Source organism: Pseudomonas sp. W22_MBD1_FP4, assembly GCF_052113765.1.
GTDB classification, from domain to species: Bacteria; Pseudomonadota; Gammaproteobacteria; order Pseudomonadales; family Pseudomonadaceae; genus Aquipseudomonas; species Aquipseudomonas sivasensis.
In genome coordinates, this window is record NZ_JBGQOI010000021.1 from 88,799 (window position 1) to 109,777 (window position 20,979).

Annotated in this window: 16 protein-coding genes and 2 pseudogenes; 6 read left to right on the top strand and 12 right to left on the bottom strand. The window is 55.4% G+C overall.

Annotated features, from left to right (window positions below):
• Positions 1 to 144: 144 nt before the first annotated feature.
• The 5 genes from ACEN2T_RS23495 to ACEN2T_RS23515 form a co-directional block, all read right to left on the bottom strand.
• Complete coding sequence (locus ACEN2T_RS23495) at positions 145 to 876, bottom strand: GNAT family N-acetyltransferase (protein WP_442117648.1); 732 nt, start codon at positions 874 to 876, stop codon at positions 145 to 147.
• Positions 877 to 1,373: 497 nt separating this feature from the next.
• Entirely contained in the window at positions 1,374 to 1,814 is a 441-nt protein-coding gene (locus ACEN2T_RS23500) for a thiol-disulfide oxidoreductase DCC family protein (RefSeq protein ID WP_442117649.1), read from the bottom strand.
• 586 nt (positions 1,815 to 2,400) lie between these two features.
• A complete protein-coding gene (locus ACEN2T_RS23505; protein WP_442117650.1) occupies positions 2,401 to 3,321 on the bottom strand; it encodes an HTTM domain-containing protein in 921 nt (306 codons plus the stop codon).
• Entirely contained in the window at positions 3,314 to 3,835 is a 522-nt protein-coding gene (locus tag ACEN2T_RS23510; protein ID WP_442117651.1) for a hypothetical protein, read from the bottom strand. Before ACEN2T_RS23510 ends, ACEN2T_RS23505 begins: the two co-directional genes overlap by 8 nt.
• Before the next feature lie 435 nt (positions 3,836 to 4,270).
• A complete protein-coding gene (locus tag ACEN2T_RS23515) occupies positions 4,271 to 5,359 on the bottom strand; it encodes a helix-turn-helix transcriptional regulator (protein WP_442117652.1) in 1,089 nt (362 codons plus the stop codon).
• A gap of 88 nt (positions 5,360 to 5,447) precedes the next feature.
• On the opposite strand from ACEN2T_RS23515, the gene ACEN2T_RS23520 reads away from it, so the two are divergent.
• The 6 genes and pseudogenes from ACEN2T_RS23520 to ACEN2T_RS23545 all read left to right on the top strand — a co-directional run.
• Positions 5,448 to 6,329 carry a hypothetical protein gene (locus tag ACEN2T_RS23520; RefSeq protein ID WP_442117653.1) on the top strand — a complete coding sequence of 294 codons (882 nt, stop codon included), beginning with the start codon at positions 5,448 to 5,450 and terminating at the stop codon, positions 6,327 to 6,329.
• 310 nt (positions 6,330 to 6,639) lie between these two features.
• A complete protein-coding gene (locus tag ACEN2T_RS23525; RefSeq protein ID WP_442117654.1) occupies positions 6,640 to 8,988 on the top strand; it encodes a hypothetical protein in 2,349 nt (782 codons plus the stop codon).
• Between the two features lie 235 nt (positions 8,989 to 9,223).
• Positions 9,224 to 9,829: a GIY-YIG nuclease family protein gene (locus tag ACEN2T_RS23530; RefSeq protein ID WP_442117655.1), complete on the top strand. Its 606-nt coding sequence runs from the start codon at positions 9,224 to 9,226 to the stop codon at positions 9,827 to 9,829.
• A 52-nt stretch (positions 9,830 to 9,881) separates the two neighbouring features.
• Positions 9,882 to 10,352, top strand: a complete 471-nt coding sequence (locus tag ACEN2T_RS23535; protein ID WP_442117656.1) for a hypothetical protein — start codon at positions 9,882 to 9,884, stop codon at positions 10,350 to 10,352.
• Between the two features lie 136 nt (positions 10,353 to 10,488).
• Positions 10,489 to 10,812 (top strand): nucleotide-binding domain-containing protein, encoded by a 324-nt coding sequence (locus tag ACEN2T_RS23540; RefSeq protein WP_442117665.1) that lies wholly within the window; start codon positions 10,489 to 10,491, stop codon positions 10,810 to 10,812.
• 193 nt (positions 10,813 to 11,005) lie between these two features.
• Positions 11,006 to 11,374: pseudogene (locus ACEN2T_RS23545) on the top strand (cation:proton antiporter domain-containing protein); the annotation flags it as partial.
• A 183-nt stretch (positions 11,375 to 11,557) separates the two neighbouring features.
• Here the strand turns inward: ACEN2T_RS23545 and ACEN2T_RS23550 are convergent.
• From ACEN2T_RS23550 to ACEN2T_RS23580, 7 genes and pseudogenes are all read right to left on the bottom strand, one after another.
• Complete coding sequence (locus ACEN2T_RS23550) at positions 11,558 to 11,830, bottom strand: hypothetical protein (protein WP_442117657.1); 273 nt, start codon at positions 11,828 to 11,830, stop codon at positions 11,558 to 11,560.
• A 272-nt stretch (positions 11,831 to 12,102) separates the two neighbouring features.
• Positions 12,103 to 12,363 carry a hypothetical protein gene (locus ACEN2T_RS23555; protein WP_442117658.1) on the bottom strand — a complete coding sequence of 87 codons (261 nt, stop codon included), beginning with the start codon at positions 12,361 to 12,363 and terminating at the stop codon, positions 12,103 to 12,105.
• 463 nt (positions 12,364 to 12,826) lie between these two features.
• Positions 12,827 to 13,564 (bottom strand): annotated as a pseudogene (locus tag ACEN2T_RS23560) (glutamate synthase-related protein); the annotation flags it as partial.
• Between the two features lie 81 nt (positions 13,565 to 13,645).
• A complete protein-coding gene (bglX, locus tag ACEN2T_RS23565) occupies positions 13,646 to 15,910 on the bottom strand; it encodes a beta-glucosidase BglX (protein WP_442117659.1) in 2,265 nt (754 codons plus the stop codon).
• The gene (locus tag ACEN2T_RS23570) at positions 15,907 to 17,538 is read right to left on the bottom strand and encodes a glucan biosynthesis protein (protein WP_442117660.1); all 1,632 of its coding nucleotides are present in this window, start codon (positions 17,536 to 17,538) and stop codon (positions 15,907 to 15,909) included. The genes bglX and ACEN2T_RS23570 overlap by 4 nt, the downstream gene beginning before the upstream one ends.
• Positions 17,539 to 17,770: 232 nt before the next feature.
• On the bottom strand, positions 17,771 to 19,165 hold the full coding sequence (locus tag ACEN2T_RS23575; RefSeq protein ID WP_442117661.1) for an ATP-binding protein: 1,395 nt from the start codon (positions 19,163 to 19,165) through the stop codon (positions 17,771 to 17,773).
• Positions 19,162 to 20,976, bottom strand: a complete 1,815-nt coding sequence (locus ACEN2T_RS23580) for a DAHL domain-containing protein (protein WP_099601209.1) — start codon at positions 20,974 to 20,976, stop codon at positions 19,162 to 19,164. The genes ACEN2T_RS23575 and ACEN2T_RS23580 overlap by 4 nt, the downstream gene beginning before the upstream one ends.
• Between the last annotated feature and the right edge of the window lie 3 nt (positions 20,977 to 20,979).

Consider the following 20,979-nt stretch of genomic DNA (forward strand, 5'->3'; position numbering starts at 1 on the left):
AGTCCAAAGTCTTGAGCTTTTCACTACTTGTCTTGACTCCTTAAATCGGTTGAAGCGCCATCTTCGGATTATGCCCAAAGACGACCGTGGCATAGTAGAGTGAGTCTTGACCACAACTGACGAGCCAGCATCTGGGCCCATCGGTCAAAGGGAGCGGCGTGGGTAATTGTGGTTGGTATGATTTACCCCCCTGACTCTTGTGCTCATATAGGTCGACGTCGCCTCCAAAGCGAGAGTGATCTGTTCGTTGAGACGACTGTACATAACCTTCCTCTGCTCACCGAAGCTGCGCTGCACGAACTGTTTTGCCGCTTTCATCTCTGGGGATTGCTGCACATCCTCATTGTCAAAATGAACCATCCTGCCGTTTAAAGGAGCCGTCTGCATTCCTATATGGCAGCCTTGGACATGTGCGGGATAGAAGCCGAATTTTTCGTACACAGGAACGAGGGATACATCACAGTCCAAACCTGCTACTGGATAATGCCGTAGCAGCTCCTCCATCATTTTCCGCATCACGCCCTGTCGCCTATAAGGTTCGGCAACGACGACGTAAGCGATGGTTACGCAGTTGAAAGCGGGAAAACGCGGCTTGAACGTTATGAAACCTGCAAGCTGGTTTTCCTCTGCAGAGGACTCATCAATAGCGACGATGATTTCACCCCGAGTCATCACTCCTTCAACCATCACTGGTCTGTCGATCAGATCCAAGTCACTCCTGAGCCTGAAAGATACTTCGGCCTCTGCTAATGGAGTCAGCGGATTATCGGCCTCCATTGGATAGCTGATGAGGTCGCGCGCGTTTCTTACCGCGAGCATCCTAATTTCATATTCGAGTTCAGGATGGATATCCCCCATCAAGCGCATTAACTTCATACGGATTCGCTTCCCTAGACTGATTTGATCGCTGCAGGCTACTGAGTTTTATCGTAATTTGCTTCACCGAATAGCTATGTGATGCAGGCTATGCAACCAACAGCGGGCCAAGGAATTGGCCGGTGAAGGTTTCTTCCCGCTGACCACAACAACTGCCGGGATAGCCTTGCGAATCGGAACAATATCGGTTAGTCGGGGAGAATACGAGTGGTGCAAGCATTTTCAGCGTAAAGCCCATCGCGATAAACAACGCAATCTGCAACTAGTACAAGTCCGATGGCACGAAGGCGGCGCAGATCATAATCAAGCCGGCAATTCATTTTAGGAATCGCTACCTGCAGTTGCTGCTGTCTTGCGTAGGTATCTATAAGTGGTACAGAGCACATGAGCCAACTTGCCAACCTTCCTGATGGGAGTAAATGGATATCTCTGCCAAGCACTTTCTCAAAGCGGTTGGGTAGGAGGGTTGCCACTGCGCGCCCTAGGACGTTCTTGTTTTACAGAAAGCGACGTTCGTGATCTGCCGAGGGCAGTAGGCAAGAGTCATAACGACCGAATAGTCGATAGCGATTCAAAGCAATTTTGTTGTACAGCCAGTCACGTAAAGCGGTGGGGATTAGCCTCCCTGCAGTCAGCCATCGCCAAGGCCGTGGCAAGCGCGACAAAATCTCAAAAAACGCCTCCGAGCGAACGAAAACCATGTTATTAGATATCACGACGATGGTGTCACACTGGCTAACCGGAAACCCGGCCCAAGCCAATAGTATTTGGCCTTCCGGTGACTGTACGGATGCGAGTCGAATTCGGTGTTCGCGGTCGTGGCGGATGATAAATTTCACCCATCGATTGCACAGTTTGCAAACCCCGTCAAAGAGCACAACAGACTCCCCAGGTCTTAAAAACGGGGCGTTTACGATAGCTTCGCGGCGTAAAGTCATTCATTAGCCCGTCGTCCGCTAGGGAGCAAGGATGAGAGATGTCTGAAATTTCAAAGAGATAAATTTATCTGCGTTTTGGCTAGATGTCGACTAACCAGGCATCAACAATATCTGCTCCTGCAAAAAAACGTATTGACTTAGGTATTTAGCTGGTGCGGGTAATAAACCAATGAATATCAGTCACATACGACAATGTAATGTCGCGCGTGATAGTAAAATTTCCTCAGGAGAAAGGTAAGTAGTTTTATATTGCACCTCGCACAAGTAAGATACTAGGTATAGGTGCGGCTAGCATTTCTATGATCGCCATACGATGCTGATTTAGCACATCAGTAGAAAAAGTTAAGGGGGAAGGACGGATGAAAAGTTCAACATATACGGAAATCGATACGTCCATAGGCGCCGACTTGATTCCCGTTTTGACTGAAGCGGTAGTAGCCGCAGAAGGTAACCCTATGGGGAATGATGGGGCTGGTGATGGCAATCCAACGGGTAACGACGGCGCAGGTGATGGCAATCCAACTGGTAACGACGGGATGTACTCTAGGTCTCTACCCGATGAGTCATCGCCATGGCGCCGTTTAGATCAATAGGCCGCGAGAAGCGTCCCTATGAAATCAAATAGTTTTTCGGCATCTGCTGGGCTGATAAAAAGCACCAAGCCAGTCATCATTACCCATTGGAACATCCTAATACGTAAAAATACATCCATGCCCAGATGAAAAATTACACCAGTAACCATTACGGGGTAACGTAACTCATCGATCCAGATAAGGGTAGAAAGCGCCCCCCAGATTAAAAGTGTTGACCAAGTAATAGATTTGTAAATGGCGGGAAGCCGCAGGATTTTTGGAAAAGAGAATCTTTGATAACGCCGCACATTGAGGACGTGGAATACTGCTGTACCATCTCGCCAAGTCTCTCCCAAGAGTTTCCAGTACATTGATTTGAAGTAAATTGTCGAAACTAATATCTGTAGCAGTCGATGGCACCAAGGTGGTGCCTCGTTCGGCTGGAATCCATATATAAAGTTGTTTAATGAAAAAAAGTCGTCGGCATTGGCTTCGAACATGAATAGGAAGGCCATTATTTTCATGGCTACGTCTCCGCTGTTGATGATGAACGGATTGCGATGCTGCAGAGACGAAAGAGTTATGAATACAGTTATCGCAAACAGCTGAGTAGCAAAGCCTAAAACTATTCCTAAGATAGCGACGAAGTGAACAGCTAGCAGTATCCGTACCGATGTCAGTGTTGGAGGAAAAATAGCGAGTAGGGAAAAAGCTCGATTATTATAGGTTTTCCTCCACGTTTCGTAGTCGAGTATTCCCCGGGGGGCTAGATATAAGATGTGATCTTTAGTGTGGAAAAACGCGTCAGCAAGAAGAAGTAATCCGAATGCGATACGAAAGAGCGCTAAAGTCGCTGTGCTTTCAGGGGCGTAAAAGAAACTCGCCCATATAGTTTCAAGTGTTTCGAGGCTAACGCCGCCTTTGAAATCATCCATGGATGAAATGGATATGTACTGTTTTTTCAAATCTCTCAGTTTTCTCTAAGCAGGGAACTGTCCCCCACCGAGCTTCTGGTTCCCGGACTAGCAAAAACTCTAATCTGCTCGGTTTCAATTTTTCGGTCTCATTAGTCTTCAAATGGTTTTCAAGAATGTATTTTGAAAAAGATTCTTTGAAAGGGGTATTGCCTTCCGTTGAAAGGCTATGCATGACTTTAAGATGTCTTACGTCGCTTGGGATGTAATTACTTTCAAGTGTTGGGAAGTAGGGCGGTATAAAATAAGTAAATGTGTCGTCCGTGTATACTATTTTAAAACGAAGAACATCATTGTTTGATATGGGCTTCGGGGCAAACATTGACCAAGTGTGCGACAGGCCCAGCGTAAAGAAAAATTTAGAAAATTTAGAAATTATTCTCTTAGAAAATCGACCATCTGGGAGGTTCCAAGAGCGGAGAAAAATAAGAGTCGCGATGCAGAAAAGATCGGTCACCATACGTGATGCTTCCATGTCGTCCTCAGCGAAGTCATAGAAAATTCTCAAGCTTTAGCCATTTTTCCAGAGATACCTACTCCAGCGTCGGAGTGTGCCTGCGAGCCAGCAGTCGGTCAAACTGTAGTGGTCGACCCCACGATCGGGATGAAGCATAGTCAAAAGTTGGCTGCTTCACTCACTTGAGGCTGACGTATCGGTTGAGCTCCCGTTTCCGACCTAAATCCGTCGCTCTGGTTTAGCGGCAACTGGAGTGCTGGCGCCTTCCAGATGCGACACCAAAGCTTCTTTCAATTCGAGCAACGCTTCTCGCAGTCGAGCGTCCTCGCACGGGTCATCCGAGCTCGGCTTGAATTCTTGAACGTGCCGGAGAAGGGATTCCGCATCGTTTGTGTTGAGATCAAAAACAATCATATTGAGCCCGGGGATTTGGAGGAGGGGGTCGGGATGACGCTATGCAGTCTCCTTCTCCTCGTCGTACATGCGGAGTGCCTTACTCAGCGTTTTGCGGATGTGCTCGCGCAGATAGTCAGGCTGCAGCACTTCGATCTCGTTAGCGTTACTCATCAGGAACAGGCGCAACCCTTGGGTATCTTGGACGGAGCACTTCAAGATCGCCCCCACTTCGGCGGGTTCGATCTCCTGTGTTTCGCTCAGGCGATTTTCAGTAAGCCGGTTCAAGAGATTCGGCTCCAACCTCAGCAAGAGATCGATCGCATCCTTGCCGTGTACAGTCATGAGGTCTTTCTGCACAGCGAATGAGTCGAACCGATAATTTTTCGGCTCGGGAATGTTCAAGAAGCTCGTGTTAACACTGACCACGCGATGCAGCATCAGGACACAGGTCATTCCAGGGCCATTGCTGCTGTATTTTCCGCGCGAAGCTCCTGGCTCAGGTGATTCGCCGCTTGGCCATTGCTCTGACTCGACGTAAGCAGAGAGGTAAATATTGGAATCCTGGAATGAGAGCGCAAGGGGCTTCAGCACATAGGTGCATTCCGCGTCTTCGGCATCACGCGGCTTGTACACCATGCTGAGGCTATGGCCATCTAACAAAGCGGCTTGAATGATGCTCAGGTGGGCTGGGTCGTAGATGCCAGGGAGGAGGGTCATGAATCGCGTTCCTGACGTGATGCGGCCTTGTGCAATCAGATCTTGCTTCGCGTTCCGAGTGATGACGCCCAACGCGTAGTCACGCAGCTTGACCAACTGCTCGGTCACAAGCTTGAAGCCGAAGCGTTCGGAATGCTGCAGCATCGCGAGTAGGGTTATCGACTCGGTCGGCGTTAGTACCAGGTCGAGGCTCACATTCCTGTGCAACCTCCATTGAAATGACTTTTGACCTTTGGGTTTCTCGCCGACGACCTGCTCATCTTTGGCCAAGGCTCGCAGATCACGCAAGGTGGTTTTGATGTGAGGGATTTGTTCGGCCCATTCAGTTTGCAGGGCATGCAATTCCTCCGTCGTGAGCGGAGTTCTCGCACGGTGCAAAATCTTCGTCAGCGTTCTGCGGCGCAAATCTTTCGACTTAATTTCGCTCACATCATGTACTCAGGGACAAAAAGTGTCCCTATGGTGCTGCAGTATCGCTTTGCCAGCAACGAATCTCGGACATTTCCCTGGAGAGCTTATGAGTACCAAAGTGACCCGTCGCACCTATCCCGCATACAAGCAACGTGCTGAAGTTAAAGCCTTCATCGAGTGGCTTGCCCAGCACCTCGGTTCGAATCAGCAGCTCAAGCATGCGTACGTCAACCGGAAAACGGGTAAGAACTGGCAGTTCGCTGACCTGTACGACGCTTACCAACAGTACGAATGGCAGCACCCCGGAGTCCCGCACCTGAAGGTGAGCGCTGGCAGTTGCGCCATTAGCAACACGAATGCATTGAATGCGCTGAGCGCTGATCTCAGTGTAGCGAACTGCGATGAAACCATGCTGCGAGGAACGAAAGCTACGATGTCCTGGGGTGGGGTGTCGGCTCGCAACAATCAGTGGCTTGAGGTCAATCAGAAAGGCTTGGCCAACACGGTCACACAGGTTGCTCAGGTGCTACGTAGTGGGGATCTCGACAGTCCTCAATTCCAGAAAAGTCTTCGCTTCAACGCGGGCATGACCAAGGTGTATTCGCTGATCTGCCAGGACTTCATCATTTACGACAGCCGCGTAGCAGCTGCGCTGGGCATGCTAGTAGTCATCTTTTGTGAGGAAAAGGGCCTCCGCGCTCTTCCCGGTGGTCTGCGTTTCCCTTGGGCTCCTGCGAAGGAGGGCGAGAATGCCGCCGTCCCAAAGTGTCGCAATCCAAGCAAGGGTGACGCATTCAAATTCCCAGGCTTGCGACGTGGGCACCATCACGCGATTTGGAACATGCGTGCGAGCTGGATCTTGAGCCAGGCATTGGCCCACCACTCGGCGGCTACCAGCCCGTTCCTCGGCGGCGGTGCAGGCGCGTTGCGTCGGATCGAAATGGCGCTATTCATGGTTGGGTACGATCTCGGCACCGTAGCAGCCTGAACAACCATGAACACGTTGCCTGACATCAAAGCGCTGATCGTCGAAATCATTGGACATGGCGTGTTGGACGCAACGCTGAGGGCGCTACTCAACGAACGATCGCCGCGCCTGAGCTAGGGCCAAACAGCGCTGCTGCACGGCGGATTTCTTGTCTCGGGAGCGCGGCCGATACGTCTTGCAGCGAGAATCTAAGATTGCTTGCTTTATCTAGTAGATCCCTTCCATTTGAATCGAGAATGTCTTTGGAACACGCCTCGCCGCTCGTGGTTAAATTGCTCTTTGACTAGCAGGCAGCAGACGCGAGGGGCTGATGGGCAAGGATCAAGATTTAGAGGTCGCCGAGAAGGGCGCGGACGCCAGTGGCTGCGAGCCAGTTGTAAACGCACCGCCTGAGGACGCGGATGACCAGGCCCAAGCGATCGCCGAGCACTGGCGCAGTGCCTGGAGCGATCTCAGTCGCACTGAAGCTGTTGTCGCGCAGGGCCCGAGCTTTGTCCTGTGGCGTTTTGAAAAAAACGGCTTCGAGAGCCCCGGTGCGTTTTTCCCTGCCGAAGCGATCGACCAGACGATCCCGCACGCAGGGATGCGCGAAGCGCTGCGTGAATACGTGGCTGAGACCGACCATGCAAGCCACTTGGTGGCCGTCATCGTTTTAAAAGGGGACGTTGGAGCTGCGATGTCGGTGATTCCAAAAACGGCTATCTGCAAGCCGCAGGCTTGGTTTGAAATGACCAAAATTCGGAAGGCTTCGATTTCTGACAAGGTGTGGATCCCACTGCGCGCTGACCATACTCTGACGTCAGAGGGGGAGTACGGCTATGAAGGCCATCTGGAAGAGTACTTCGGCGTTGGCTCGGTGATGTTCGACCTTCAGCATCGCGACGAAACTTCTAAACTGGGTTGGGACGACATTGGTGGTAACACCTTTGCCGGCGGTGAAGAATCGCATCGTGTATGGCCGAAAGAGGATGCCCACGACGCATCAAAAAGTCCGAGTCCAATTCCCAGTGAGCGGACGGACTCGGTCGTTAGCTTCCGTTTGCCATTCACAGACCTGAACTTGTCCTTAAGCACTCGCCCAGCCAAACCTGCAGCTCCTCCCGAGCAAGTGGCTCCAGCGGAGCCCATCTTTGTCAAAACCTACTATTGGGCGGGTGACTGGGCCAGTCATCACTCTGATGCGGTAGGCACTGGATTGGTGATGGAGCAGAGCTTCGATGGTGCGGTGCCGAATGAGTGGCACCTGCATCAGGATTTCGTGATTTCGCTAGGCCTGCAGCGAGAAGGCGACGTTTGGTTGCGGCCAGTCGAGGGTTTCCTGGAGGTCGTGAGGCTCAAGCGTGACGAGCAGGGTAAACCTGTCCTCCTGGAAGCGCGCACTGAGCACGTACGTGATTACTTGAGAGCTCGGGGCATGTACCTGCTGCTGAGTAGTTACCGAAGCCGCTCACAGACGGTGTCGGATGCGTCCCATATCGGCTGGCCGTCCAGCGTCGTGCAAGAGGAGAAAAGCGGAATTGCCTGGGAGGGCGTCAATTACGAGATCCATGAGGGCGGCAAGGCCTATGGCTCATCGACAGGTGTTTTCCATGTCTCTCATACAGACGTCGACGCCGACGATGACGTGCCAAGGCTTGGGCTACCCGACGACGATTCTGTCGTGTCCAAATCTTGGTCTATCCAACACGAGGGAAGAAAGCTCCATTCCCTGAGTGGGTCGCTTTGGATGACTGAGGTTGTTGAGCCCGGGCGTGTGAGCGAAAAGGTAAAAGGCGAAACGCCGCTGACCAAGGTGGACTTCGCTATTAATGGCTCTGGCGAGCGTGTCAGCGGGGACGAGCTCGCATCAACTGGTGGTTGGCTATGGTTCCGCCCGAGCGTCACCGCTCTTTTAGGCAGCTACCGGGGCTCTTGCCTGCGGTGGTACACCCGGGACACCGGCGCCATTGGGATCTCAAGCGGGGATAGCGTCCATTTCGGTCTGAATGCCCTAGGTTTTATCAATGTTTATGCCAAGGACATCGGCCAGCTTCCACCTTGGCAACAACGTGTATGGGCGGGGGCAAACGTCGTTCCTGAGGGTGGAGTTTCGGAGGAGCTCTTGGCATCGCAGGCTAAAGCTCTTCCTGCTGCAACGAAAGCGCCTGAGGCGCGGCTGCGTCCGGCATATGACGAGGTCAATGCCACGTTTGAGAAAGTCAGTGGAAAGCCGCTCTTTTCCCCACATCATGCGACGGATGACATTTTTAAACGTGTTCATCGGTTCCGGGCCCTGGAGAAAACTGGGGTACTTGAGCTCGCTAAAGATCTAGCCAGGCTTACGGTTGAATCTCTTGGTGGTGATGCGTTGACCTCTATGGGCGCGCAATCTGGGAAAACGAAGTCCGGGTCTATGAAACATTTGGAAGCTGGCTTGATGAAGCGGGGAGCAACCTTGGAGGAAGCGAGGGCGCTGACCAAGGTGTTGGTGGGAATCAATCAGCTTAGGCAAGCGGACGCACATTTGCCGTCCTCAGGATTGTCCGAAGCGTTTGATCTTGTAGGTGTCGATCAGCAGTCCGATACGGTGGTACAAGGGCGCCAGATGCTTGAGTTGCTGGTTGACTCTCTGGTGGGAATGACGAGAGTCTTTTCCCAGCCAGCCGTCAAAGGCAACTGACTTGGTTGACGATGAGGTGGTAAACAAGGTGCTGAGTGAGCTCGACATGAGCGAGGCGAACCTTGGGCATGGGATGTAGATATTGCACCCCTGTAACGTATAGGCTCCCTGGACTTGCTCATATGCTTCGAGCATCCGCTCTTTGGATAGAAGCTAAGAGCCCCCGTAGATGGTGGCATTTCGCCTCTTAGGGCATACTGTCTGCCTATGCAGTGAACAACAAGAGCGATGCGTTATGGCCGTAGATAGGAAATGGGAAGAAAAATTCGACTCTGATGAATTCGATGATTACAAAATGGCGTGGGTTGAAAAAGAGAGGCTCAGGCAAGAGAACTCTGACGCGGGATGGATTTATATCGGGATGGACACAAGATCCCCGGATAGAGCTAAGATCGGCCTAACGACTGGAAGGTTAGCTACTAGAGCTAGCAGTAGCCACAATCCCTCTTACGTACCGTACTATGCCTTCAAGGTTAAAGAAGGTGTTTGCAGCAAGCAGATAAACGAAATCGAAGCGCTAGCCATTTCAATGCTTGAGACTAAGTATGAGCGCGTCCCTCATGAAGGGTCAGGCGTCGCGTCTGAATGGTTTAATGTAAGTCCGGATGAACTCAAAGAAGAAATAAATGAGTTTTTGTGTGAGAGGCATATGGGATCTATGCTTGGCTATCGTTGTTCTGATCGAGATATGGATGTGATCCACTCCTGGGGGAATGATCGCATATTGAATGGCGGTGGGAATATGCCATATGAGGCAAGTGACCGTAGTAATCCTCCGGTAGCTTTTGAATGCTACATGCCTGGTGGATGTGGCGCTGCTGATTGTGATTGTTTTGAATAGTTTGAATTTTTAGTTTATATCATGGCTGAGCTGCGTCTATAAGGAGATTCACGTGCCAGAGACAAATGATAATGCATCGAATCACGGAATATATTCTGTACTCCATCGGCTGGTAGGGATTGTTGGGTGGATACTTTTTGTTCCGATTTTTTCGATGCTCACTTTAATCGGTTTTTACATTTGGTCTGTTTTTGACCGTTCCAGCAATTCTATGGCAGCCGCAGGAGATATTAAGGAGATGTTGGCCACGTTTTGGCAAAATGTGAAGCCAATAGCTGTAGATATCTTAACCTCTGTTGTGCCAATTTTGATTTTGTTGGTGGTGGTGGGGCTGTTGAAATGGGCTTCTCCAGAGAAGTGGTTTAATGCTGAAAATCTTAAAGATAACTTGCCTTCGGTAATTGCGCTGATTGTTATTGTGACTGTGTGTATTTTGGCCGTTTCTGGGAACGCAATACCGCACACGTTGAATAGTATCGGACTGGTTGTAATTGGCTATTATTTTGGAAAGGTTAAAGCTTAGGCTTCTTTTGAGAAGAAGTGTTTATCCTGGCCTTTTAAAAAGCCCGAAGTCGATCCGGGCTTTCTTAAAAGGCATATTTTAGATGGCGTAACCTTTAAGGGCTGGGCAGGACTATTGCTGAGGCGTTAACGATTTTATAGATGGTAGCCGAAGCCATTTCCGAACGGATCATGTTTACAGTGGGGTGCCCGTTAGGAGAGGTTGCTCACTCAACTTCATGGCAACCACCGACGTTTCGCCACCTTTCAAGGTCTATTGGCAGATCGTGAATACCGGTATGGAAGCTGCCAAGAAGAAAGGTCTACGAGGTGGATTCGAGATGTCGACGTCTGAGCTCGGCACTCTCTGGAAGGATGAAACAGCCTTGTACATCGGCACCCACACCATTGAATGCTTCATCGTGAAAGACAACTACTGTGCTGCTCAAAGTGGCCAGTTTGTCGTGGACATCAAGGCTTGATGTCAGCTGAGACTCAGCCCTGCGCCTAACCCCTTCCTGCGACGCACCCATACCCTGTTCTATTGCCTGCCTTCTCCTCGTGTTGGTAGCGGGGAGGGTCGGCTGCGCTTCCTGTCGGTCGCATGCATGCAAGATCTGTCTGTCCATCTGTGTGCATGGCGAGATGTGGATTTGTGTCCACATATGGTGAGTAGCCTTGATGAATGACGCCTCGGGCCTGGTGACCTTCAAGTTCGCCTTGGCCGCCGCATTGACCGGCGTGTTCTCCCTGGCCGATGCCAGTCTGACCTTTGTGCTGGTGGCCGTGGGCGGCCTGGCGGTCGGAGTGGCGTTGAGTTGGCTGGTGGGGCGTTTGCGTGCCTGGATGATTGCCCGGGGCTGGGACGACCCGGCGACCCACGTGGTCTTCATGTTGCTGCTGCCGTTTGCGGCCTATGTGCTGGCCGAACGCCTGGGCGCATCGGGCATCCTGTCGGCGGTGGCGGCGGGCATGATGCAAACACGCGTTATGCCTCCCAAAAAAGCTACTAGTGGTAAGCGAGTGAGTGAGTACTTGGGCTCGACGGCGAACGAATAGTTGTGGGTACTTTTCAATTAAGGCACATCGCTGGCTGTCACTTAGCTGAAAAAAGACAGGCATCGGCCTGTAATCCTCTCTAACTCCTTTCTAAGTATCCGATCATGCGCGCCGGCTGGATCAAGCTCATGATTGCAGCGGCCCGTTTATCGCGGTAGCTGGAAACCCCTATCGCGTCGATGTCCATGTCGGGGCGACAAGCTCTGGTTGCCCTGCGTTGACCCCTAATTTGGCATTGGTTTTTTGGAAATTCACACGTGCTTGTTGCTCCATGCTGGTGAACGCTTTGCTGGGCAAGATCTTGGCGTCGCGGAGCGCTTCTATGTACCCGTAAGCTCTACCAAATAACAGTACGAGGCTTTCAAGATCAGTCGCCTGGCCTATGAAATCGATATGTTCGTACGCCTTGACTAGGCGCTGGTTGTGTTGGGTGTCGGTCATTGCGGTTTCTTCCTGCGGTCGATTTCATGACGGGCGCTTTCGGCGTTAAGCCATTGCAGGGGCGACTCAGGGAAGGAATGACAACTCTTGGAGTTATCCATGGTGAGGTCTGGCGTACCCGTTCCTGGCCGGCTATCGTGAACCTAGCCCGGTCATGCTGACCGGGCTAGGCCCTTTGGGCTTCCATCCTCACGCCTGCGCGCGGCAGTGACAGACTCATACGCCCATTCCCATAATTGCCTTGCAGCACTGTATTAGCGTGGCTGATGCGGTTAATCGGCTACTGACCCGCCCCGTGCTGTAAGCGCCGCCGTTTCCTCCTGGAGCTGACACACCACTACATCGAGCAAGTCAGCGAAGGTTTCGGCGAAGAACTTTGGTTCAGTTTTGAACGGATGGCCCATTGAGGCTTTGTTGACCCCGAGATGTTCAGCTTGATCGGTGAGTCGCTTGAACGACTTCATCACACCGTTACCCGTGGTGCTTGCGTACTGGAATACCTCTGCATGACCGGTTTTGACTAGTGCGTTCATGATGGTCGCGGCATCGAAGGAAACGCCGTGCTTACAACGCCTTGGCTGATCTACGCTCCCTCGAAATCCTGATCCACGTATTCGCGATGTATCCCCATAGCGATGCAGTACCTGCCCAATATCTCTGTGTCAGCGGAAACGCGCAAGGCGAGGCGTCCATCACGGGCCTCATTTGGGCTTCGATGGTGATCGTTTGCAACGGTCGCCGGCGTGGCGATGGGTTTCGTTTGAGGTGCCTGGATTGTAGGTTCTAAGCCGCGAATTTGAGTGAGGTCGTGAATTTGGCGTGGTAAGCAGTCTCGGGATAAGGGCGCTAGAAAGTCAACAGTACGGATTTTGGGGCTAGCGGAGTGTTGCCCTGACGGGGAAGAGGGAGGAAGAGGTAGAGGTCTTATACTGCGCGGGTTTGGAAGGAAAAAAGTTTGAAGAAAATAAGATCAACGTATTGACAGTATAAGTTTAGGCTAATCTTGATTTCGATCATGCGCACCTGTGGGTTCTGCGCCTGCACGGCAAAGCGCTCCGGGTCGAAGCGGCCGTCGCTGGTGCGGCAGCCGAAGTAACCGCTGCCCAGTTCCCAGGTCAGGTCACCGCCGTTTTCGCGGTGATAGGGGCTGATGCTGCCTTCGCCAGTGTCATGGGCGAAGTTGCCCAGCTTGGCGCCCTGGTTGAGCGCGCGGATGGCGTTGGCACTCAAAGAACCAAAGCTCATCGCCGATATGTTGAACACTGACGCCGAGTACGGCTGCGTGCACTGCGGACCGCCGACCATCACGCGAAAGGCGCTGGGGTCACTCAACGGCGCGGGGCGCATGGAGTGGCCGATAAATTCGAAGCCCGCCTGATACACGTCAATCAGGGTGCCGAAGGGCTTGTCGGCGGTTTCGTTCTTGGCCCGCGAGTAAACCAGTGAGCGTTGCGAACGCGAGAAGGGCAGGGCGTCGCTGTCGGACTCCAGCAGGTACTGGCGGATTTCCGGGCGGATGGCTTCTACCAGGTAACGGATATTGCCCAGGATCGGGTAGTTGCGGCGCACCGCGTGGGGACTTTGCAACAGGTCGAAGATACCGATCAGGCTCAACACGCCGGTGACCAGGGTGATGGGCCACAGCCATTCGTGTTGGATAAAGGGAAGGCTGGCGAGGGTGAAAATGACGCACACGGCAAAGAAGGCGTAACGGCTTAGCAAGGACAGGCTCATACGGTTTCCTTGGGTTCGGACTCTCAGGTCGATCCGGCATTCTGCGCCAGTAAGGAAAGCCCGGACAACCCACAGTGGTATTCAGCGAGCGCGTGTGGGGGGCTCGGATGGGCCTGAGGCAGAGAGTTCACGGCTGTCCGTGACCTCGAACCGAGCCTGATGGGTGGTGGTCGAATCGCCGCCGACGAAGACGGTAAAAGTGCCGGCCTCTATTACCGGCGAAAAATGTTGATTGAGCAGTGCGAAGTCCTGTGGGCCAAGATTGAAGTTCACGCTGCGCGTCTCACCGGGCGCCAGGTGGATTTTGCGAAAGCCGCGCAGTTGGCGGACCGGGCGAGTGACGCTGGCGACGTCGTCGCGCAGGTACAGCTGGACGATTTCATCACCGGCGCGCTGGCCGGTATTGGTGACGTTCACGTGTACCGTCAGGGACTCGGTGGACGCTAGCCGCTCGGCGCTGATCCGAGGCGTGTCATAGCTGAACGAGGTATAGCTGAGGCCGAAACCGAAGGGATACAGCGGCGTCCAGAGCTCATCGATGTAGCCGGACTCATAACCGCCGGCACCGGTGGGCGGGCGGCCGGTGTTTTTGTGCGCGTAGTAGAGGGGGATCTGCCCCACGTTACGGGGGACGGTGATCGGCAGTTTGCCGCTGGGGTTGATGTCACCGAACAGAACATCGGCCACCGCGTTGCCCATTTCACTGCCCAGTAACCAGGTTTCCAAAAGCGCCGGCGCCTCGCGCACGGTCTTCGAGAACACGAGCGGGCGGCCATTCATCAGCACGATGACCACGGGCTTGCCGGTGTCCAACAGGGCACGCAACAACGTGTCCTGGGCACCCGGCAGGCCCAAGTCCGTGCGACTGCGAGCTTCACCGCTCTGATCGGCCCGCTCACCGAGCACCGCGATCACCACCTCGGCATCGCGGGCGGCCTGCAGGACTTCTGCCAGGTCATCAACCGCGTGGCTGATGGGCGATGCACCGTCCAGGTAAACCACCTCGGTGTCGGGGGCGACGGCATAGCGTATGCCCTGCAAGACCGTGATCGAATCTTCAGGATGAGCCGCCAAGGCCCAGGGGCCGATCGTGGCTTCGGCATCCGTGGCCAGGCTGCCGACCACCAGTACGTTGCGCAGGTGCTTGGACAGGGGCAGCAGTGCGTCGTTGTTTTTCAGCAGCACAATGGATTTCTGCGCAGCCTCTCGGGCCAGGGCCCGGTGCTGCGGTGTCAGGGTATTGGCTCGCTGCCGCGCCTCATTGCTGTAGCGGTAAGGGTCATCGAACAGGCCCAGGCGTTGTTTAGTCTGGAGGACGCGGCGCACCGCAGCATCCACGGCGGCCATGGGGATCTGGCCAGTGCGCACCAGTGTCGGCAGGTATCGGCGGTACATCTGGCTGGCCATGTCGACGTCCACGCCGGCGGTGAGTGCCAGCCGCGCCGTGTCGGCCGGAATATCCGCTACACCATGCTGACTCAACTCCCAGATCGCGTTGAAGTCACTGACAATCAGGCCGGTGAATCGCCATTGATTGCGCAGCACCCCGGTCAATAACGCGGTGTTGCTGTGCAGGGGTGTCCCGGCTATTTCGTTGAACGAGGGCATGATTGCATCGACGCCCGCCGCGACGGCCGCCCGGAAAGGCGGTAAGTGCACTTCCTGCAAGGTGCGTTCCGACACGTCGGCGACGTTGTAGTCCCGCCCACCCTCGGCCGCGCCGTAGGTGACGAAGTGTTTCGCGGTCGTCAGCATGAACGAGCTGTCGTGCGGCCCCGCACCGTGGAACCCCTTTACCTTGGCACTGGCCAGCGCTGCGCCCAAAAACGGATCTTCGCCGGTACTTTCCACCACACGGCCCCAGCGCGGGTCGCGGGCGATGTCGACCATGGGCGCGAACGTCCAGTGCACGCCGCTGGCCGTCGCTTCAATGGCAGCCGCGCGAGCGGTGCGCTGCGCCAGGTCGGGGTCCCAGGCCGAGGCTTCCGCCAACGGCACGGGAAATACGGTTCGAAAGCCGTGAATCACATCGAATGCAAACAGCAGCGGTATGTGCAGGCGCGAGTGGGTGACGACGTGTTTCTGCAGCGCGAGAGTCTGCTCGAAACCGTACGCGCCAAGGATCGAGCCGACCATGCTCTCGGGCAGATGCGACTGTGTGCCTTGGTCGATGACAGGGCCGGTCGGTGTGTCCTGAATGCCGAGCTGGCTGAGTTGGCCGATTTTTTCTTCGAGCGTCATCTGTTGCAGCAAGCCTTCCACCCATTCCTGCTCATTGGCCGGCAGGGCCGCGGTGCTGACACTGAGCGTCAGGTAGAGCAGCGTCAGTTGACGAAAGCGCGTCATTGCCGGTTGCCGGTGTCAGCCATTGAAGCGACACCGATTGCCGTCGAATCCGAGTTGAAGGGGTGGTACTGATACAGCCAGGTCTCTGACAGCGGCTGACCGTCCAGGCGCAGGAACAGGCGCAGCTCCACCGGTTCCTTGCCGTCGACGGCTAAATCGAACTGTGCTCGCCAATGACCGACGACGCCGTCCGGCACGGCTTCGGTGAAGACAAGTCCAAGCTCGCCTCGGGAGCAACTGATCACGGCCTCGGGCTTGACGCCCGGTGCAAGTTTTTCCAACGGCGCGCCTTGAAATTCGACGACAAATTTACGCACTCCCACGGGACGTGGCTGCCCGGGTTGGCCGCCTTTGCCCAGACGCGTGGCCAAGCACACCGCCAATGGCGAAGCGTAAGGCTCCTGGGCCAGCCAGTGCAGGCGATAACGTAGCGTATAGCGATTGCCCGCTTCGGCGGGGGCCGAGGGCACCCACATGGCGACGATGTTGTCGTGGATCTCATCGTCAGTGCCATTTTCCATCAGTTGTACGCTGCCTTCGCCCCAGTCGCCCAACGGCTCGACCCATAGGCTGGGGCGGCGCTGATAATTCACGCCATCGAGGTAGTGGTCAAAATTGCGGTCACGTTGTAAGAGGCCGAAGCCCTTCGGTTGATGGTCGCTGAACGCCGAAACCACAGTGCGCGGCGGGTTGTTCAGGGGGCGCCAGATGCGCTCGCCGTTGCCGGTCCAGAGCGCCAGTCCGTCGCTGTCATGGACTTCGGGGCGCCAATCGGCGGCGGTTCGCTTGGCGGTTTCACTGAACCAGAACATCGAGGTCAGCGGTGCAATGCCCAGCCGGCGGACGCTCTTGCGCAGGAAGAACGTGCAGTCGACGTCCATGATCACGCCCTGCGTGCGGTCGATCACGAAACGGTAGGCGCCGCAGATACTGGGCCCGTCGAGCCGCGCATAGAGGGTCATGGACGTGGCGTGCAGGTCCTTCGGCGGTTCGAACCAGATGTGGGAGAAGGCGGGAAAATCTTCGGCCTTGCCAGCCTCAGCCACGTCCAGGGCAATCGCCCGTGCCGACAGACCGTACTGGTACAACTCGCCGATAGCCCGGAAGTACGATGCGCCAAGAAAGGCCACCCAGTCGTTCTGTTGCCACGGGAGTTTGGTCTGGTTGCCCAGACGGCTTTCCTGGATGCGAAAACCGGCGAATCCACTGTTACGGGGCAAGGCGTGGGCCGGGCTGTCGCCGGGCATGTCGAAGTTCGCCGGGTCGTAAACGATCTCGCGGGCGACGCCGTTGTCCAGCGCATACACCCTCACTGGTGTGCGAAAAAATGATCCCAGATGGAAGAAGGTCACGGGAAACTGCCCCGGCCCCTTGGCAAACAGAGCCAACTCGGGTTTGAAGCGGATCTGGCCGTGGGCGGCGTAGTCGAGTTTAGTCAACAGCGCGTCCGAGTCCCTGTTGGGATAACGGTAGGGTTTCAAAGCATCGACCTGTGCCTGTTCGATCAAGCCGTCGAAGGAAAAGGGGCCAGCCTGATCGGCACTGTCGGCAGCCAGGGCGCCCTTGCCCAGATGCGTGAGCAGGGCGGTCAGCGAAGCGTACGCCAGGAACTCGCGACGTGTGGACATGGTGACCATTCCTTGGACGAAGAGGAGCCATCTTCACGATCAACACGCCGCCGGCCTGCAACCGTGTTGCTTGCCAGGAGTTTCGAGGGGGGGAAGGTGGCTGTCTACTGTCAGAAATAACAGGTCCCAGAGGCAGCTGAGGAGCGGGGCAGGCGCGCTGCGCTTGTCATCAGCGCTTATTCAATAGGTCCTCGTTTGGGGCGAGTCCGGAAAAAACGAGACGTGAGGCTGATTACGATGGCGTGTCCCGCGCCACCGTCTGCCGAATCGGCAACACCACGCGAAACGTCGTGCCCTTACCCAGCTCGCTGCTGACGGAAATATCACCACGGTGTTTCTTGACGATGCCGTAGGAGAGCGACAATCCCAAGCCCGTCCCTTCGCCCACCGGCTTGGTGGTGAAGAACGGATCGAAGATCTTTTGCCGCGCGTGCGGTGGAATTCCACAGCCGTTGTCTGCCACTTCCAGCCAGATGTTTTCGCCCTCCACGCCGTTGCTGATGGTTATGGTGCCGCGCTCCGGCCCCATGGCTTGTGCGGCGTTGATCACCAGGTTCATCACCACCTGATTGAGCTGCGAAGCCAGGCATTCGATGTCCGGCAGCGGCGCGTAATGCTTCACCACATCGGCCTTGTACTTGAGTTCACTGGCGACGATGTTCAGCGTCGAGTCGATGCCTTGTTGCAGATTGGCAAATTGCCAAGTCTGATCGTTGTCCACCCGCGAGAAGTTCTTCAGGTCTTTGACGATCTGGGCCACACGACCTATGCCCTCCTTGGATTCGCGGATCAGGAGTGGAATGTCTTCCTTGAGAAAATCCAGTTCCAGCTCGTTGCGCAAGGCCTTGAGCTGATCGCGTTGTTCACCCGGTGCGAGGCTTTCCTCAGCCTGGCGGTAAGCGTCCAGCATCTGTTGCAGCTGGTTGAAGTAGGTGTCGAGGCTGCTGAGGTTGGACGAGATAAACCCCACCGGGTTGTTGATCTCATGGGCCACACCCGCCGCCAGTTGCCCCAGGGACGCGAGTTTTTCCGACTGCACCAGTTGGCTTTCCAGCTGCTTGCGCTCGTCGATTTCCAGTTGCAGCGCCTGGGTGCGTTGCTCCACCAATTGCTCCAAGTGGATGGTTTTCACCGAGGCGCGCCGGGCCATGTCCCATTTGTTAGCCAGGGTGTTGGCCATCTGCTGGACTTCGATATTGTCGAAAGGTTTTTTCAGGATCAGCAAACGATCGTGGCCGTGCAGGCGATACAGCAGGTCATCCCAGGAATAATCCGAATACGCGGTGCACACCACCACCTGCAGGCCGGGGTCGATTTTCCACAACTCCTCGATGGTTTTGGCCCCGTCCCACCCCTGAGGCATGCGCATGTCCACAAAGGCCAGCGCGTAGGGTCGTTGCTCTGTCATCGCGGTGATGAGCAGTTGCAGGCCTTCTTCGCCGCCGTAGGCCGAGTGCAGCTCGAAGGTTTGCACCGTGGGTTTGCTGGTGTCGCCAAACAGCGCCGACTCCATCTCATCCAGCGCCTCGTTCGACTCGACAGCGGGCATCAGGATCTTGCGAAAGTCGTCGTGAATCGAGGGGGTATCGTCGATCAGCAAAATACGCCGGTTAGGGGGCTGGTTCATGGCGGGCTTCCGGCAAGGGTGAGAGGGATTTTCAAGGTGAACACCGCGCCCAGGCCCGGCCCGTCGCTGTGGGCGCTGAGCTGGCCGTTCATTTCCACTGCGGCCAGGGCGCAGCTGTGCAGACCGAAGCCGTGGCCTTCCTTGCGGGTGGTGAAACCGTGGGTGAAGATCCGGGTCATGTTTTCGGCGGGGATGCCTTCGCCCTCGTCCTTCACGCTTATCTGCAAGGTGCTGTCCTCCAGTTGTTGCACCGCCAGGGTCATCTGTCGTGGCCGGTCGGTGAGGTTGGACATGGCGTGCTTGGCGTTGCTGATCAGGTTGACCATGATCAACAGCAACCGGTGTTTGTCCGCCATGATCTCCGGTACCCGCCCATATTCCTTGACCACCGTGACGTTGTGGCGGCTAAGCGAACCGGCGTTCATGCGCAAGGCGTCCTCCATCAAATCGCTGATGTGCACCGGTTCCATCAGCGTGGACACGCCGGCATAGGATTGCTGGGTGGAGACGATGTCCTTGATGTGGTCGACGCTTTTGCTCAGTTGCGCCAGCTCATCGGTCATGGCCTGTTGTTCGACGGCAATGGCGTCCACCAGTTGGTTCAGGTAGCCCGGCAGCAGCTTGCCTTTTTCATCCAAGGTCAGGAAGGCGCCGAGGTCTGCCTGGTGCTCGTTGATCAGTTGCATGGCCTTGCCCAGGCCCAACGCCTTGCTGCTGCGCAGTTTGCGGGTGACCAGCTCGGCGGAGATATTCACGCTGTTGAGCACGTTGCCAACGTTATGCAGCACGTTGGTGGCGATCTCCGCCATGCCAGCCTGGCGGGCGCTGTCCAGCAGTTCGCTCTGCGCATCCTTGAGCTGCTGGGTGCGGCGTTCCACCCGTTGTTCCAGGGTTTCGTTGGCGGCCTGCAACGCTCGGTTGACTCGATTGATCTCGGCAAAACTACGCAGCAGGCGCACGGCCAGGTAGAGCAGCAGCACCACCAGTAACGTAGAGAAAACCAACAGGTAGCGGTGATATTGATGGTCGATCAGGTCAGATGCTTGCTGGTCCTGATCGAGGTGGGTGGTCAAGTCGTCCAGGCGCTCGGCCACGGGTATGGAGGCAATGTGTTCGAGCAGGCTGTTGACCACCGGCTGCTCACGCAGAATCAGCGAAATGTGGTTGCTGAGGATGTCTATCGGGCCCTGGAACTCAGCGGGCAGGCTCTCCTTGTTGATTGCCAGCTTGCCCAACCCCACCAGAATATCTGCGGCGCGATCGTCGCTGGTGACCTGGGCGAATTCGAGGCTACTGAGCAACAGGTCGTAAATGTCGGTGGCCACATCCTGCAGTTGCAGGCGGCCTTCATTGTCAATGCGATTGAACTGGGCCTGGATGTCGTCCTCGGCTGTTGGCAAAAACGCGAGGGAATTGCGCAGCACCGCGTTGTGGGACTTGAACTGGTCGACCAGCCTGGCTTTTTCCTGGATCGCCGCCTGATAAGCCTCCTGGCTGGTTTGCCAGCGACTCAGGTCTTGCGGGTCGTGGTAGGTATCGCGGGTATTGAGTTCGGCCCAGAGCCGGGTCATTTCCGTGAGTGGGGTGACCAGCGGATCGTAGTTGTGAGTGATCGCGATCCGCGCCTTAAGCACTTCGCTGTCCCATTGGGCGTTGAGCTGCTGCAACTGGCGGATCAGATCCCGCGATTGGGTGTAGCCGGCGGTCTGGTCGCGTGAGGATTTGAGGTACAAAAACACCAGCGTAGAGGCCAGCAACAGGGTGATCAGGCCAAGCAACACTTGGCTGGTGCGACGGCGGGAGGGGGTCATGAC

Bases quoted from the DNA above. Each gene is read 5' to 3' on its own strand.
- ACEN2T_RS23525 (WP_442117654.1), top strand. From the start codon at position 6,640: ATGGGCAAGGATCAAGATTTAGAGGTCGCCGAGAAGGGCGCGGACGCC.
- ACEN2T_RS23510 (WP_442117651.1), bottom strand. From the start codon at position 3,835: ATGGAAGCATCACGTATGGTGACCGATCTTTTCTGCATCGCGACTCTT.
- ACEN2T_RS23555 (WP_442117658.1), bottom strand. From the start codon at position 12,363: ATGAACGCACTAGTCAAAACCGGTCATGCAGAGGTATTCCAGTACGCA.
- ACEN2T_RS23575 (WP_442117661.1), bottom strand. From the start codon at position 19,165: ATGAACCAGCCCCCTAACCGGCGTATTTTGCTGATCGACGATACCCCC.
- ACEN2T_RS23520 (WP_442117653.1), top strand. From the start codon at position 5,448: ATGAGTACCAAAGTGACCCGTCGCACCTATCCCGCATACAAGCAACGT.
- bglX (WP_442117659.1), bottom strand. From the start codon at position 15,910: ATGACGCGCTTTCGTCAACTGACGCTGCTCTACCTGACGCTCAGTGTC.
- ACEN2T_RS23495 (WP_442117648.1), bottom strand. From the start codon at position 876: ATGAAGTTAATGCGCTTGATGGGGGATATCCATCCTGAACTCGAATAT.
- ACEN2T_RS23530 (WP_442117655.1), top strand. From the start codon at position 9,224: ATGGCCGTAGATAGGAAATGGGAAGAAAAATTCGACTCTGATGAATTC.
- ACEN2T_RS23580 (WP_099601209.1), bottom strand. From the start codon at position 20,976: ATGACCCCCTCCCGCCGTCGCACCAGCCAAGTGTTGCTTGGCCTGATC.
- ACEN2T_RS23550 (WP_442117657.1), bottom strand. From the start codon at position 11,830: ATGACCGACACCCAACACAACCAGCGCCTAGTCAAGGCGTACGAACAT.
- ACEN2T_RS23570 (WP_442117660.1), bottom strand. From the start codon at position 17,538: ATGTCCACACGTCGCGAGTTCCTGGCGTACGCTTCGCTGACCGCCCTG.
- ACEN2T_RS23500 (WP_442117649.1), bottom strand. From the start codon at position 1,814: ATGACTTTACGCCGCGAAGCTATCGTAAACGCCCCGTTTTTAAGACCT.
- ACEN2T_RS23505 (WP_442117650.1), bottom strand. From the start codon at position 3,321: ATGGATGATTTCAAAGGCGGCGTTAGCCTCGAAACACTTGAAACTATA.